Genomic DNA, 14,876 nt, shown 5'->3' on the forward strand with positions numbered 1-14,876 from the left:
ATGTGCGGGTCTCGCAGGGAACGATGGGTCGGCGCATCTGTTGGGTCCCTTGGAAGACCCCAGCAGAAGGACCCCCTGGCATGAGCGATCCCATCTTCTTCGACAGCTGGTTCGGGCTGTGGCGCGTGTTCATCGTCGGCGTCTTCGCCTATCTGGGGCTGGTCGTCATGCTGCGGATCTCGGGCAAGCGGACGCTGAGCAAGATGAACGCCTTCGACCTGGTGGTGACCGTCGCGCTCGGCTCGATCCTGGCGTCGGTGCTGCTGAGCGATTCCGTTCCCCTGGCCGAGGGGATGGTGGCGCTGGCCCTGCTGATCGGGCTGCAATTCATCATCACCACGATGTCCGTCCGATCCCAGAGGTTCCGCGACCTGATCAAGTCCGAACCCTCGCTGCTGGTGCATCGGGGTCGATATCTGCACGACAGCATGCGCCGCCAGCGCATCACCCCCGAGGAAATCCAGGCAGCCCTGCGCGAGGCTGGCCACGACGACGAGGCGTCGGTGCAATCCGTCGTGCTGGAGACCGACGGCTCGTTATCGGTGGTGGCTTAGGTGTCGAAGCGCGGCCAATCCGTCATCGGCCCGCGCCACGCCTCATAGGCGCGGGCAAGGGTCATGACGGTGACATCGTGGAAACGCGGCGCGACGATCTGCAGCCCGATGGGAATACCGGACGCCGACATGCCGCAGCTGATCGAGCAGGCAGGTTGTTCACCCATGTTCCATGGCACCGTAAAGCAGATATGTTCGAAGGGCCGCGCCGGATCGTTCGTGGGCGAGGCCCATTCCGCCGGATAGGACACATCGGGATTGACCGGCGACAGGATGGCATCGACCTGCTGGAACGCCTCGGCGGTAGCGCGGCGCATGGCGAAGGTCTGATCGAAGCCCTCGGCGACCTGCAGTGGCGTCGCCTCGGCCCCCTTGGCCGCCCAGTCATGGATATAGGGCAGGATCTGCACGCGTCTTTCCTTGGGCGTGGGCTGGATCATCGACCAGAACCGCGCCCGCCACACGTGATCCAATCCGTCCAGCATCTGGCGCGTCAGCACCGGCGCGATGGGGATCACCGTCGCGCCGTGCTGTTCGAACAGCATGGCCGCACGGGTCACGGCCTCGGCCACCTGCGGGTCGGCGGGGTTGCCGCAGCCCGCGTCCAGCATCAGCCCGATCCGCAGCCCGCGCACATCGGCGGGCGGCGCATCCCAGTCCAGCGGCTGATAGGGCAGCGCCGTCGCATCCCGCCAGTCGGGCCGCGTGATCGTCCCCATCAGCAGCGCCGCATCATCGACGGTCGGCGTCATCGGCCCCGCGCATCGCCCGGTATAATAGGGATCAATCGGCACCCGCCCTTGCGTGGGCTTGAAGCCGAACAGCCCCGTCCAGCCCGCAGGCAAACGCACCGAGCCTCCGATGTCTGTCCCGACATGCAGCGGGCCATAGCCCGCCGCCCCCGCCGAGGCCGCCCCCGCGCTGGACCCGCCGGGGTTCTGCGACAGGTCCCAAGGGTTGCGCGCCAACGGGTGAAACGACGACAGCCCCGAGGACAGCATCCCGTAATCGGGGCAGGTGGTCTTGGCAAAGATGATGGCGCCGTCCTCGTTCAGGCGCGCGGCGGTGGGGGCATCCTGGGCCGCAGGCAGGGGATCGGTGGCGGCGGTGCCCATCGGCACCGGATCGCCCTTGGTGGCGATCAGCTCCTTCACCGTCACCGGCATGCCGTCCAGCGGCCCCATCGGCGCGCCCTTGGCATAGCGTTCCTGCGCCGCGCGGGCCTGCTTCAGGGCACGTTCGGGGCGGAACAGGTAAAGTGCGCCGACCTTCGGCTCGGAGGCCTCGACCCTTGCGATCAGGGCAGTCATGTAGTCCACGGGCGATAGGCTGCGATCGCGGAAATCGGCCAGGATGCTGCGGGCCGGGCGATCCAGGATGGGGGAGGTCTTGGCAGGGACGGACATGGCGCGGACCTTCGTGTCGGGGTTGCTTCAGGTGGGGTGGCGGCGGGCCTTGCGACCGATCACGTCCAGGCGCGGCTCGGCCGCCAGCAGGCGTCGGGTATACTCGTCGGCGGGGCTGTCCATCACCTGACGCATGGGACCGGTTTCCACGATGCGGCCGTCCTTCATGACGGCGACGCTGTCGCAGATCTCGTCCACGACGCCTAGGTTATGGGTGATGAACAGCACGGCGATGCCATGTTCGGCGCGCAGTTTCAGGACCAGATCAAGGATCTGCCGCTGCACCGTCAGATCCAGCGCCGAGGTCGCCTCATCCGCGACCAGCAGACGGGGGCGGGTGATCAGCGCGCGGGCGATGGCGATGCGCTGGCGCTGACCGCCGCTGAACTCATGCGGGAAACGGTCCTGGGCTGCGGGCTCCAGGCCGACACCCTGCAGCAGGCTGCCGATCAGGTCGCGGCGGGCCGCCCCTTTGGGGGCGTCAGGGTCCAGATGCAGCGGTTCGGCGATGATACGACCGACGCGATGACGCGGGTCCAGCGAGCCATAGGGGTCCTGGAACACCATCTGGAAATCGCGCCGCGCCCTGCGCAGATCGCGGGGGGACATGGCAAAGATGTCGCGACCCGCGATGCTAACGCTGCCGGCGGTGGGTCGGTCCAGCCCCATGACGATCCGCGCCAGCGTGGATTTTCCGGACCCGGATTCGCCGACAACCCCGAGGATCTGCCCGGCTTCCAGCGTCAGGGAAACCCCGTCCAGCGCCTTGACCACGCCCTGACCCAAACCGAAGTGCCGCGTCAGGTGATCGACCTGCAACAGGGGCGTCATGGCGCATCTCCCAGGGTTTCCCGCACCCGACGCGGCATCGCGTCCAGCAGGCTGCGGGTATAGTCGTGGCCGGGGCTGCGCAGAATGCGCTCGGTCGGGCCATGTTCGATCATCGTGCCGCGATACATGACCAGCGTGTTATCCGCGATCCGCGCGATCACCCCGGGATCATGCGAGATCAGCATCAGCGCGATCCCCAGATCGCTCACCAGATCGTCCAGAATGTCCAGGATGCGCGCCTGAACGGTCACATCCAGCGCGGTCGTCGGCTCATCCGCGATCAGCAGGTCGGGTTTCATGGCAAGCGCCATGGCAATGCCGACACGCTGGCGCTGGCCGCCCGAAAGCTCATGCGGGAAGCTGTCGATGCGTTCGGTCGCGCGGGCGATGCGGACCATCTGCATCAGGTCAAGCGCGCGTTTGCGGGCGTCGTGGCGGGACATGGACTGGTGCAGGATCAACCCCTCGGCGATCTGCGCGCCGATGCGCATGGCGGGGTTCAGCGCGGTCATCGGTTCCTGAAAGATCATGCCGATGCGATTGCCGCGCAGGCGGCACAGATCGCGCTCCGGCATCGTCAGGATGTCGCGCCCGTCGAAACCGATGCGCCCCGTGGCCTGCGCGGTGCCCGGCAGCAACCCCATCACTGCCAAGGCCATCACCGATTTGCCCGATCCGGATTCGCCCACCACCCCAAGCGTCCGCCCCCGTTCCAGCGACAAATCGATACCGTGCAGCACCTGCCGGTTGCCGAAGGTGACGCGCAGATCGCGGATCTCCAGCATCATGCGCGCTGTCCCCGCCGTGGATCGGTCAGGTCGCGCAATCCGTCGCCCAGCAGGTTCAGCCCCAGCACGGTGATCGCGATGGCCAGCCCCGGTGCAAGCACCAGATGGGGTGCGCTGCCCAGAAAGGTCTGGCTTTCCGACAGCATCCGCCCCCAGCTGGGGGTGGGCGGCGACACGCCCATGCCAAGGAAGGACAGCCCCGCCTCGGACAGGATGGCAAGGCCGGTCTGGATGGCCAGCTGCACGATGATCTGCGGCATGATGTTCGGCAGCACATGTTCCGCCGTGATGCGCGCGTCGCTCTTGCCCGCCATGCGGGCGGCGGCGATATAGTCGCGCGCCCAGTTCTGGATGGCGGCAGCGCGGCTGATGCGGGCAAAGACCGGCACCATGAAGCAGCCGATGGCGGTGATGGCCGTCACCGCCCCCGGCCCCAGCAGCGCCCCCAGCAGGATGGCCGAGAGGATCGGCGGAAAGGCAAACAGCACGCCGTTCAGCGACATCACCAGACGCTCGGTCCGGCCACCGCGGGCGGCGGCGGTCACGCCCAGCAGCGTGCCCAGGGCCCCGCCGATGGCCGTCGCCACCACTGCGATCCCAAGCGAGGTCCAGGCCCCCGCCATGATGATCGACAGCACGTCCCGCCCGATCTGGTCGGTCCCGAACCAATGCGCCGCGTTCGGCGCCTGCAGGCGGGCCATGATGTCCATGGCCGTCGGATCGGCGGGCGTCCAGATGCGGCTGACCAGCGCCGCCCCCGCCACCAAAACTGTGATCACCCCGCCCAGGATCAGCGAGATGTGCCAGCGGCTCATGCCCGCCCCCTCAGCCGCGGGTCCAGCCGAGCATAGAGCGCATCGGTCCCGGCATTCACCACCAGCACGATGACTGCGAACAGCAGGACGACGTTCTGCACCACGATCAGATCGCGCTGCGACAGCGCCTGATAGGCCAGCGTGCCGATGCCGGGCAGGTTGAAGACGTTTTCGACCAGCACCGCGCCGGAAATCAGGAAGGGGATCTGCAGCCCCAGCATCGTCACCACCGGCAGCAGCGCGTTCGGCACGACATGCCGCCACAGGGCACGGCGGCGCGACAGGCCCTTGGCGCGGGCGGTGCGGACGAAATCCTCGGATGCGATGTCCAGGACGGCGGCGCGGGTGACGCGGGTCAGGACTGCCGCCTGCGGGATGGCCAGCGCGATGGCGGGCAGGACCAGCGAACGGATCGCGCCGATCCCCGCATCGCCCCAGCCCGGAAAGCCGCCCGTCGGAAACCAGCGCAGCTTTAATGCGAAGCCAAGGATCAGCAGCAGCCCGATCCAGAAGTTCGGCACCGCGATCCCCATCTGCGCAAAGACCGAGGCCAGCCCGTCGCCCGCACGCCCCGGACGCGCCGCGGCCATCACCCCAAGCGGGACCGAGACCACGACCGCCAACACCGTCGCCATCAGCGTCAGCGGCAGCGTCACCAGCATCCGTTCCGCGATCAGCCCCGCCACCGGCACGCCATAGGTATAGGACTGCCCCAGATCGCCCGTCACGACTCCGCCCAGCCAGGCCGCGTATCGCACCATCAGCGGTCGATCCAACCCCAGCTGGCTGCGCAACGCCGCCAGCGTGTCGGCCTGCGCCGAGGTGCCCAGCATGATCTCGGCCGGATCGCCGGGGGCGGCTTCGATCGCCAGGAAGATCACCAGCGATGTCACCAGCAGCATCAGCAGCGCCGCCGCCAGCCTGCGCAATCGGGTCGGGATCATCGGCGGCTCACTTTGTCCAGCGGGCGTCGGTCATGTCGTTGGCAGGCACCGGCCCGTTTTCCCAGACCCCTTCCAGGCCCGCCTTCCAGACGCCCAGCTTTGGATAGGAAAACAGGAACAGCGCCGGCAGGTCGCGGGCCAGCATCTCCTGCGCGGCGCGATAGCCCTCCCGCCGCTCCGCGTCGGTCGTCGCAGAGGCGATGGCGTCCATCTGGTCGCGGAAGGCGGGGTTGTCATAGTTGAAGTAATAGGGATCGCGGGCATAGATGCCGATGTCCAAGGGTTCGGCATGGCCGATGATAGTCATGTCGTAATTGGTGTCCTTGAACACATCCTGAATCCAGGCCGCCGGAAAATCCGAGGTCTGGATGTTCGCCGTCACCCCGATCTGCGCGAAGAAGGCCTGCATGATCTGGGCCGAGCGTTGGGCGTAATCGCGGTTCGGCACCTTGAAATCAAAGCTGAAGCCATCGCCATGCCCCGCCTCGGCCAGCAGGGCGCGGGCCTTTTCGGGATCATAGGGAAACAGCTCGGTCAGGTCCTGATAGAGCGGATTTGCGGGCGAGAAATGCGTGCCGATGGGGGTGCCTTGGCCCGCGCTGACGGCCTCGACCAGGCTGGGGCGGTCGATGGCCATCATCAGCGCCTGCCGCACGCGCAGGTCGTCGAAGGGCGGGTGGGCGTTGTTCATGCCGGCCACGACCTCCATCTCGCCCGCGCCGGAGACGGCGGTGAAGCCCGGATCATCGGTGAATTGCGCGAAAAGCTCGGGCGCGCTGAGGTCACCAACGATGTCCACCTGGCCCGATTGCAGCGCCGCCGCCTGCGCCTGCGCATCACCGATGAAGCGGGCGGTCACACCGGAAACCTCAGGGGCATCGCCCCAATAGCCGTCCCATGCCGACATGATGACCCGGTCGCCCTTGCGCCATTCATCGACCTTGAAGGGGCCGGTGCCGACGGGGGTGGTGCCATTGGTATCGGTCGAGGACGGCTCGACCATGACGGCGGCGGGATAACCCAGCCAATAGAGCAGATCGGCATTCCGACCTGAAAGTTTCAGGACCAGCGTCTGCGGATCGGGGGCCTGCACGTCCGCGATGGCGGTGTAATTGGCCTTCTGGCCGTTGGTCGATCCCTCGGACAGGATGCGGTCGATGGCGAACTTGGCGACGGCGCTGTCGAAGGGGACGCCGTTCTGGAAGGTGACGCCCTCACGCAGCGTGAAGCCATAGGTCAGACCATCGTCCGACACGGTCCATTCGGTCGCCAGCTGCGGCACGATCTGGCCGTCGCGGTCGATTGCGACCAGCCCCTCGAAGACGTTCTGCCAGGTGACCTGTCCCGCCGCCACCGGCGACGACACCGTCGGGTCCAGCCCCTGCGGTTCGACCGATTGGGCGAATGTCACGCCTTTGGCATCCTGCGCCAAACCCGCCGTGCCGGCCGCCAGCAGGACGGCCAGGCAACCGCCAGCCAGCGAAAGAAGGTGTCTGGTCATCATCTTGTCCCCATTCATGGATGCCACGATCCCGATCCCTTTGCCCCAATGTGACCGAACGAGGGGTGCTGGCAACCACCTATCTGGCCCGACATCCCGGATCGGCCCTTACCGGAAGGCGACCAAAATTGCACGATGTGCACCCCGCCCGCGAAATCATCCGCTTGCCACATGAATGCGCAATTGGCCATCATGCCGACACCAAGCCGTCAAATTGCCGTTACGAAAGCCCGTTAACCATCTTGGCAAAAGCTGGCCGGACCAGTGTCACGACCATCCCGCATGCGTTTCCGGGGCTGTTGCGATCCGTCGCGCCCATGACATGCCTGCCCAACCAGAGCGAGAGCCTCCGATGACCGCGATCTTCATCAACGAATTCCACTATGACAACGCCGGTGCCGACGAAGGCGAGTTCGTCGAGATCGCAGGCCCTGCGGGCACCGATCTGACCGGGTGGAGCGTTGTCCTCTACAATGGCAACAACGGCGCGATGTACGGGACGCTGCCGCTGTCGGGGGTGTTGGCGGATCTGGGGCAGGGGTATGGCACGCTGGTCGTTCCCGCCCCCGGCATCCAGAATGGATCGCCCGACGCGATCGCGCTGGTCGATGCTGCGGGCGCGGTCGTCCAGTTCCTTGGCTACGAAGGGTCGATGACAGCGGTGGACGGGCCTGCGGCGGGCATGACCTCGGTCGACGTTGGCGTGGCCGAGGATGGCGGCACCGCCGTCGGCATGTCGCTGCAACTGACCGGATCGGGCGCCGAGGCTGCCGATTTCACCTGGGCGCCCGCATCCGAGGCGACGCCCGGCGCGGCCAATACCGGCCAGGATTTCGTCACCGGCCCCGCTGTTACCACCTATGCCATCGCCGATGCAGAGGCGGTCGAGGGTGATGCGGGCACCACCCTGATGACCTTCACCGTCACCCGCAGCGACGCAACCGGCGCGGCCAGCCTTGATTTCGCCACATCGGATGGCACCGCCACGGCGGGCAGCGATTACACCGCCGCCACCGGCACGGTCGATTTCGCCGACGGCCAGACCGCCGCCCAGATCCAGATCGCCATTACCGGCGATACCGATGCCGAACTGCCCGAGACCTTCAGCGTCACCTTGACCGACCCGACCGGCACGCTGGCCATCACGCAGGCCACCGCCCAAGGCACGATCCTGAACGATGAGGTCACGCTGATCTCGACCATCCAGGGGAACGCCGAAACGCAGGGCGCGAACCCTGCCGGCGGATATGACAACCGCGACGCCAGCCCGCTGGTCGGGCAGGTCGTGACCGTCGATGCCATCGTCGTGGGTGATTTCCAGAACGGCGACGGCGACGAGGCCCGCAGCCTTGGCGGCTTCTACCTGCAGGAACAGGACGTGGATGCGGATGGCGATGCGGGCACGTCCGAAGGCATCTTCGTCTTCGACGGCAGCTTCGGCACCGACGTCCAGATCGGCGACCGCGTGCGCGTCACCGGCACCGTTGGCGAATATTTCGGCCAGACCCAGATCGGCAGCGTCACCGACATCCAGATCGTGTCCCAAGGCAACCCGCTGCCGACGGCGGCCGTGCTGCAGCTGGGCGGCGATGTCTCGCGCGATCAGTCGGGCGGTTATCAGGCCGATCTGGAAGCCCATGAAGGCATGCTGATCACCGTGCCCGACACGCTGACCATCACCGAACAGTTCCAGCTGGACCGCTTCAACGAGATCACGCTGTTCGACACGAACGGCTTCGAACAGACGGGTCCGGGCGGCACGACCATCACCGGCGAACGCCCCTTCACCTACACCCAGTTCAACACCCCCGATGCTGCCGGCAACGACGCCTATCTGCAGGAGGTCGGCAGCCGACAGGTCGTCTATGACGACGGGTTGAACCAGCAGAACCAGCCCATCGGCAATCTGGACGGGTTCCAGGGCTATTCCGACGCCACCGCGCCCTCGATGGGCGACACGGTCACGGACCTGACGGGTGTGCTGGATTACCAATGGGCGGGCAATGCGGCCTCGGGGGCGACCTGGCGCATCCGGGGGACGCAGGACGGGCAGAACACGTTCGAGGACACGAACCCCCGCCCCGACGCCATCGCCGAGGTAGCGGGCGACATCAAGATCGCCAGCATGAACGTGCTGAACTTCTTCACCTCGATCGACGGGTCGGGCAACGAAGGCGTGGGGCCGGGTCTTGACCAGCAGGGTCGCGGTGCCGACAGCGTCGAGGAATACGACCGCCAGCTGGCCAAGCTGACCACCGCCATCGAGGGCACGGGCGCCCATATCATCGGGCTGGTCGAACTGGAGAACGACTTCCTTGATCCGGGCATGGCCCCCGGCGCAACCGGCGCGCAGGGCGACCGCGGCCTGCCGATCGAGGCCATCGTGGCATCGCTGAACGACAGCGCGGGCGCAGAGGTCTGGGCCTGGGTCGATCCGGGCAGCGAATTCGTCGGCGATGACGCCATTGCCGGTGGCATGATCTATCGCGCGGACATGGTGCAGGTCGCACCGGGCACCGCGCCCGCCTTCCTGACGGACGCCCAGGTCGATCCGGCGCTGCTGTCGCAAAGCACCACCGGCAGCATCTTCGACGGCCCCTCGACCAGCCGCGCGCCCTTGGCCGCCACATTCGAGACGCTGTCGGGTGGCGACCAGATGACCGTCGTCGTCAACCACTTCAAATCCAAGGGCGGCAGCGGTGAAGGCGCGGATGCCGATGCGGGCGACGGTGCCGGCAACTTCAACAACCAGCGCCTGCTGGCCGCGCAGGCGCTGGACGACTGGCTGGGAACGAACCCGACCGGATCGGACACGCCGAACCTGCTGCTGCTGGGCGATCTGAACTCCTATGCGTCCGAGGATCCCCTGGCCTATCTGGTCGACACCGCGGGCTTCGTCGATCTGGCCGCCGAATTCGTGGAACTGGGCTATTCCTACCTCTTCGACGCGATGCTGGGCGGGTTGGATTACGCGCTGGCCTCGCTTGAAATGTTCAACCACATCGTCGATGCGATCGAATGGAACATCAACTCGGACGAGGCCGACGCGCTGGACTACAACCTCGATTTCGGGCGCGATCCTTCGGTCTTCGACGGCGACACGCCCTATCGCGCATCCGACCACGACCCGATCGTGGTGGGCATCGACTTCGACAAGGATGACAGCCCGGTCACGCCCGCCATCTATGAGGGTGCCAGCTTCAACGGCGACATCACGCCCACCGATGCGCTGACGCTGGACCACAAAGGTTCCTTCAGCCTTGCGGGTGCCGAGATTGCGGCCCATGCGGCGGGACGTCTTTATGTCACCGCATCGACCGGCCTGCAGATCGTGGACATCGCCGACCCCTCGGCGCCCGTGCTGACCAAATCCATCGACTTCACGGCGGCGGACTACGGCTTCGCCTCGACCGACATCACCTCGGTCGCGACGAACGGCAGCGTCGTTGCAGTGGCCCTGCCCGCCGACCCCAAGACGGACGCGGGGCAGGTGGTCATCCTTGATTTGGACGGCAATCTGGTCACCAGCTTCGATGCGGGCGCGCTGCCCGACATGCTGACCTTCACCCCCGACGGCACCAAGCTGCTGGTCGCGAACGAGGGGGAGCCTGCCGATCTGTCGGTGTCGAACCCCAAGGGCGGCGTGACGGTGATCGACCTTGTCGCGGGCACGGCCACGCAGGTGGATTTCACCGCATTCGATGGTCAGGAAAACGCCCTGCGCCAGGCCGGCGTGCGCATCTTCGACGGCCAGAGCGTCTCCGACGACCTAGAGCCGGAATATATCGCCGTCTCGGCCGACGGGCTGACCGCGATGGTGACGCTGCAAGAGGCGAATGCCGTCGCCGTCCTTGACCTGACCACCAACACTTTCGACCGCATCGTTCCCCTTGGCGGCAAGGATTTCGCAGGGCTGCTGGCCGATTTCTCGGACCGCGACGACGGCATCAACCTGACGACGAGCAATCCGGTGATTGGGCAGTTCATGCCGGATGCCATCTCCTCATATACCGGTGCGGATGGGCGCGACTACTATGTCATCGCCAATGAAGGTGACGACCGCGACGACTTCGCCCCGGACGGCGACAGCACGCGCCTGAAGGATGCGACGCTGGACCCGACCACCTTCCCGGACGCCGAAGCCCTGCAGGCCGACGAAAATCTGGGCCGCCTGAACGTCTCGGGGTCGTCGTTGCTGGATGGCGATACGGATGGCGACGGCGATATCGACCAGATCCTGACCTATGGGGGGCGGTCGTTCTCGATCCTGGATCAGGACGGTCGGATGGTCTTCGACAGCGGCGACGCGCTGGAACGCATCATCGCCGAACAATACCCCGAGCTGTGGGATGACGGGCGGTCCGACAACAAGGGCCCCGAGCCCGAAGGCGTCACCATCGGTCGGATCGGCGACAGCACCTATGCCTTCGTCGGGCTGGAGCGTGCCAATACCACGATGATCTTCGACATCACCGATCCCGCCGATGTCAGCTTCGTCACCGCAGCCGGACAGGCGGGCGACATCGCCCCCGAAGGCACGCTGTTCATCCCCGCCGAGGACAGCCCCACGGGCGAGGCGCTCTATGTCGTCACCAACGAAGGCTCGGCCACCATTGGCATCTATGGGGTCGAGGAAACGCCCGCACCCACGCAGGACAGGTTCACGCTGGAACTGCTGCACTTCTCGGACCAGGAGGGATCGACCAGCGCGCTGGCCGATGCGCCGAACCTTTCGGCGGTGCTGAACGGTCTGCGGGCGCAGGATCTGGGCGATGACGGCATCGCCGACAATACGCTGACGCTGTCGTCCGGGGATGCCTTCATCGGGTCGCCCTTCTATGACGCATCAGGGGCGGTCTTCGGGTCGAAGGGTATTGCCGATATCCAGATCCAGAACGAGCTGGGCGTCCAGGCCATGTCGCTTGGCAACCATGAATTCGACTTCGGCACCGCCAACCTTGCCGGGCTGATCAGCGGTGATGCGCCGGGTGACATCCTTGGCGCGGATTTCGCGGGTGCGATGTTCCCCTATCTGTCGGCGAACCTCGACTTCTCGACCGATCCGGCCCTTGCCCCGCTGCAGGTTGCGGGCGGTCAGGCCCCGCAGGCGGGCACGGTCACCTCATCCGTGGTCATGTCGGTGGACAGCGAACAGACCGGCCAGACCGAACTGGTGGGCATTGTGGGGGCGACCACCCCGACGCTGGCCCGCATCGCATCGCCCGGTTCGGTGGGCATCACGCCGGGCACCTTCGACAACGATCCGACCCCCGAACAGCTGGACGCCCTTGCCGCCCAGATCCAGGCCGAGGTCGACGCCCTGCTGGCCGCCAATCCCGGCATGGACAAGGTGATCCTGCTGGCCCACATGCAGGTTCTGGGTATCGAGGAACAGCTGGCCCCGCGCCTGTCGGGCGTCGATGTGATCGTGGCGGGCGGGTCGAACACGCGCCTGTTCGATGAAAACGACCGCCCGCGCGACGGCGACAGCGATCAGGGGCAATACCCGATCTTCACCACCGATGCCGACGGCAATCCCATCGCTGTGGTCAATACCGACGGCAGCTACAAATACGTCGGGCGTCTGGTCGTCGATTTCGACGAGGACGGGCACATCATCCCCGAAAGCTATGACGCGGGCGTCTCGGGGGCCTATGCGACCGACGATCAGGGCGTTGCCGATCTGGGGGCGCAGGATCTGGTCGATCCCGAGATCCAGGCCATCGTCGATCAGCTCGAGGATCAGATCGTCGCGACGCAATCCAACGTCTTCGGCTACTCCGACGTCTTCCTGAACGGCAACCGCACCGGCACGGATGCGGGCGGCGATACCGACGGCGTGCGGACGCAGGAAACCAATCTGGGCAACCTGACCGCCATGGCCAACCTGGATTACGCCAAGGGATATGACGGCAGCGTCATGGTCTCGATCAAGAACGGCGGGGGCATTCGGGCATCCATCGGGGAAACGGTGGTGCCCGCGGGTGGCACGGCACCCTTGCGCCTTCCCAATGGGGAATTGGTCGATGGCGACGGCAATGTCATCAAGCCCGAGGGCGCAATTTCCCAGAACGACATCGCCTCGGCGCTGGCCTTCAACAACGGGCTGTCGCTGGTGACCCTGTCCCCGGCCGAGCTGCTGCAGATCCTGGAACATGCGGCGGCATCCTCGGGCGGGGGGGCCTTCGGGCAGTTCGCGGGCATCAGCTTCAGCTTCGATCCCGACCTGCCGGCGGGTGAACGGGTGATGCAGGCCGATATCGTCGACGAGAACGGCGCATCCACCCTGGCCCTGGTCCGCAACGGCGTGATCGTCGCCGACCCCGATCTGGCGATCCGCACGGTGACGCTGAACTTCCTGATCCCGAACGGTGACGGCTATCCCTTCGATCTGGCCAATCCGGACCGGGTCGATCTGTTCGATCTGGACGGCGACGGCGTGTCGGACGGTCTGCGCGACGGCGTGGCCGATTTCGCCGACAACGGCACCGAACAGGATGCCTTTGCCGAATACCTGGCGGCCAATCACGGCACTACCGCCACCGCCTATGATCAGGCGGACACGGGGCGCGATCAGGACCTGGGGATCACCAACCTGGGCTTCACCAGCCAGAGCGTGCGTCTGGACGATGCAGGCACCGCCGACTGGTCGCAGATCACCCAGACCTTCGACGGCAGCGGCGTGCTGCGCGAACGGGTGATCGACGGCGACGATGGCACGATCACCACCATCCGCTATGCCGCCGACGGCAGCAAGCTGACGGCCACCACCGCCGACAGCACCGATCTGACGCCCCGCGCCTCCAGCACGGATGTCTTCGACACCGATGGCAACCTGTCCCGGCGCGAGGTTCTGCTGGACGACGGCCGGACCAAGACCGCGCTCTACGACGGTGGTCAACAGGTCGGCCAGCTGATCGAGGGCACCGACGGGTCGTCGATCACGCGCAGCTATGTCGATGGCACGCTGACCCAGACCCGCTGGACCGCGGCGGATGGCGATCAGAACGTTCGCGCCGAGGCGGGCGACGACATCGTCTTCGGTGGCACGGGCGACGACAAGCTGACGGGGGGTGCAGGCGACGACACCTTCGTCTTCTTCGAGCCGGGCTTCGGTCAGGATCGCATCGCCGATTTCGACCTGAACGGCGACGACCTGCTGGACCTGTCGGGACTGGGCATCCAGTCGCTGGCCGATCTGCAGGCCCTCGGAACCGTGCAGCAGCAGGGTTCGGATGTGGTCATCCGGATCGAGGATGACAGCATCACCCTGTCGAACAACCAGCTGGCCGATCTGACCGATCAGGACTTTTTCGTCCTGAACATCGGCTGAACCTGCGGCCCGCGGCCCCTTCGGGGTTGCGGGCCGGCTATGCCCTGTCGATCCGGGCGAATGCCGACATCACCACGCGTTCCGACTGATCAAGATAGGCCGCCAGCCGTTCGCTGGCGGCCTGCGGTTGTTCCTGCGACAGCAGCGCGACGATCTGCTGGTTCGCCTGGATGAAGGGGGCATGCAGCAGTTCGGGCGCGTCCATCAGCCCGAAGGCCAGGCGCAGTTCGGCGGTGATCTGCGCAAAGAACCCCGCAAGACGCGGGCTGTCGGTCAGATCGACGATGGCGGTGTGAAACGCGATGTTCGCGCTGCCGACGGCCATCCAGTCGTTTCTGTCGCGCGCGGCCACCGCCGTCGCGACCGCATCCGCCATCCGGCCCGCTGCGGCGTGGCGCGGCCATGCCTGCGCCAGTGCCGGGATCTCGATCAAGCGGCGGATGCGATAGATGTCCAGGATCGTCGTCATCGAGGGCACCGCCACCGACATGCCGCGATTGGGCAGATGGGTCAGCAGCCCTTCACGCGTCAGCAGGCGGAACACCTCACGCAGGGTATTGCGCGAGACGTCCAGCTCGCCCGCCAGTCGCGCCTCGGAGAGGCGTTCCCCGGGGCGGAGTTCGCCCGAGGTCAGTCTGGCGCGCAAGCGGTCGGCGGTTTCCTCGGCCAATCCCGGGGCGGTCGTCTGGCGTGTCATCGTCGCT

9 protein-coding genes are annotated in these 14,876 nt (G+C 66.4%); 2 read left to right on the top strand and 7 right to left on the bottom strand.

Annotation, left to right across the window (positions count from 1 at the left end; genetic code table 11):
- The first annotated feature begins 80 nt into the window (after positions 1-80).
- Positions 81-554: a DUF421 domain-containing protein gene (locus DDE75_RS13690; protein ID WP_108502957.1), complete on the top strand. Its 474-nt coding sequence runs from the start codon at positions 81-83 to the stop codon at positions 552-554.
- Here DDE75_RS13690 and DDE75_RS13695 read toward each other — a convergent pair.
- From DDE75_RS13695 to DDE75_RS13720, 6 genes are read right to left on the bottom strand one after another with little or no spacing between them, the layout of a single operon-like run.
- Positions 551-1,960, bottom strand: a complete 1,410-nt coding sequence (locus tag DDE75_RS13695) for an amidase (RefSeq protein WP_108502958.1) — start codon at positions 1,958-1,960, stop codon at positions 551-553. The two genes, DDE75_RS13690 and DDE75_RS13695, sit on opposite strands and share 4 nt — an antisense overlap.
- Before the next feature lie 27 nt (positions 1,961-1,987).
- On the bottom strand, positions 1,988-2,791 hold the full coding sequence (locus tag DDE75_RS17815) for an ATP-binding cassette domain-containing protein (protein ID WP_108502959.1): 804 nt from the start codon (positions 2,789-2,791) through the stop codon (positions 1,988-1,990).
- Complete coding sequence (locus DDE75_RS17820) at positions 2,788-3,579, bottom strand: ATP-binding cassette domain-containing protein (protein WP_108502960.1); 792 nt, start codon at positions 3,577-3,579, stop codon at positions 2,788-2,790. The genes DDE75_RS17815 and DDE75_RS17820 overlap by 4 nt, the downstream gene beginning before the upstream one ends.
- Positions 3,576-4,394, bottom strand: coding sequence for an ABC transporter permease (locus DDE75_RS13710; protein ID WP_108502961.1), 819 nt, complete (start codon positions 4,392-4,394; stop codon positions 3,576-3,578). Before DDE75_RS13710 ends, DDE75_RS17820 begins: the two co-directional genes overlap by 4 nt.
- Positions 4,391-5,338, bottom strand: a complete 948-nt coding sequence (locus DDE75_RS13715) for an ABC transporter permease (protein ID WP_108502962.1) — start codon at positions 5,336-5,338, stop codon at positions 4,391-4,393. Before DDE75_RS13715 ends, DDE75_RS13710 begins: the two co-directional genes overlap by 4 nt.
- Positions 5,339-5,345: 7 nt before the next feature.
- Positions 5,346-6,839 carry an ABC transporter substrate-binding protein gene (locus DDE75_RS13720; RefSeq protein ID WP_108503051.1) on the bottom strand — a complete coding sequence of 498 codons (1,494 nt, stop codon included), beginning with the start codon at positions 6,837-6,839 and terminating at the stop codon, positions 5,346-5,348.
- Between the two features lie 352 nt (positions 6,840-7,191).
- Between DDE75_RS13720 and DDE75_RS13725 the strand changes: the two genes are divergently transcribed.
- The gene (locus tag DDE75_RS13725; RefSeq protein ID WP_162799046.1) at positions 7,192-14,172 is read left to right on the top strand and encodes an ExeM/NucH family extracellular endonuclease; all 6,981 of its coding nucleotides are present in this window, start codon (positions 7,192-7,194) and stop codon (positions 14,170-14,172) included.
- 37 nt (positions 14,173-14,209) lie between these two features.
- Here DDE75_RS13725 and DDE75_RS13730 read toward each other — a convergent pair whose 3' ends face one another.
- The gene (locus DDE75_RS13730; RefSeq protein ID WP_108502964.1) at positions 14,210-14,869 is read right to left on the bottom strand and encodes a GntR family transcriptional regulator; all 660 of its coding nucleotides are present in this window, start codon (positions 14,867-14,869) and stop codon (positions 14,210-14,212) included.
- Between the last annotated feature and the right edge of the window lie 7 nt (positions 14,870-14,876).

It is taken from the genome of Paracoccus indicus (assembly GCF_003056335.1).
Taxonomy (GTDB): Bacteria; Pseudomonadota; Alphaproteobacteria; order Rhodobacterales; family Rhodobacteraceae; genus Paracoccus; species Paracoccus indicus.

Bases quoted from the DNA above. Each gene is read 5' to 3' on its own strand.
- DDE75_RS13720 (WP_108503051.1), bottom strand. From the start codon at position 6,839: ATGACCAGACACCTTCTTTCGCTGGCTGGCGGTTGCCTGGCCGTCCTG.
- DDE75_RS13725 (WP_162799046.1), top strand. From the start codon at position 7,192: ATGACCGCGATCTTCATCAACGAATTCCACTATGACAACGCCGGTGCC.
- DDE75_RS17820 (WP_108502960.1), bottom strand. From the start codon at position 3,579: ATGATGCTGGAGATCCGCGATCTGCGCGTCACCTTCGGCAACCGGCAG.
- DDE75_RS13710 (WP_108502961.1), bottom strand. From the start codon at position 4,394: ATGAGCCGCTGGCACATCTCGCTGATCCTGGGCGGGGTGATCACAGTT.
- DDE75_RS13695 (WP_108502958.1), bottom strand. From the start codon at position 1,960: ATGTCCGTCCCTGCCAAGACCTCCCCCATCCTGGATCGCCCGGCCCGC.
- DDE75_RS17815 (WP_108502959.1), bottom strand. From the start codon at position 2,791: ATGACGCCCCTGTTGCAGGTCGATCACCTGACGCGGCACTTCGGTTTG.
- DDE75_RS13690 (WP_108502957.1), top strand. From the start codon at position 81: ATGAGCGATCCCATCTTCTTCGACAGCTGGTTCGGGCTGTGGCGCGTG.
- DDE75_RS13730 (WP_108502964.1), bottom strand. From the start codon at position 14,869: ATGACACGCCAGACGACCGCCCCGGGATTGGCCGAGGAAACCGCCGAC.
- DDE75_RS13715 (WP_108502962.1), bottom strand. From the start codon at position 5,338: ATGATCCCGACCCGATTGCGCAGGCTGGCGGCGGCGCTGCTGATGCTG.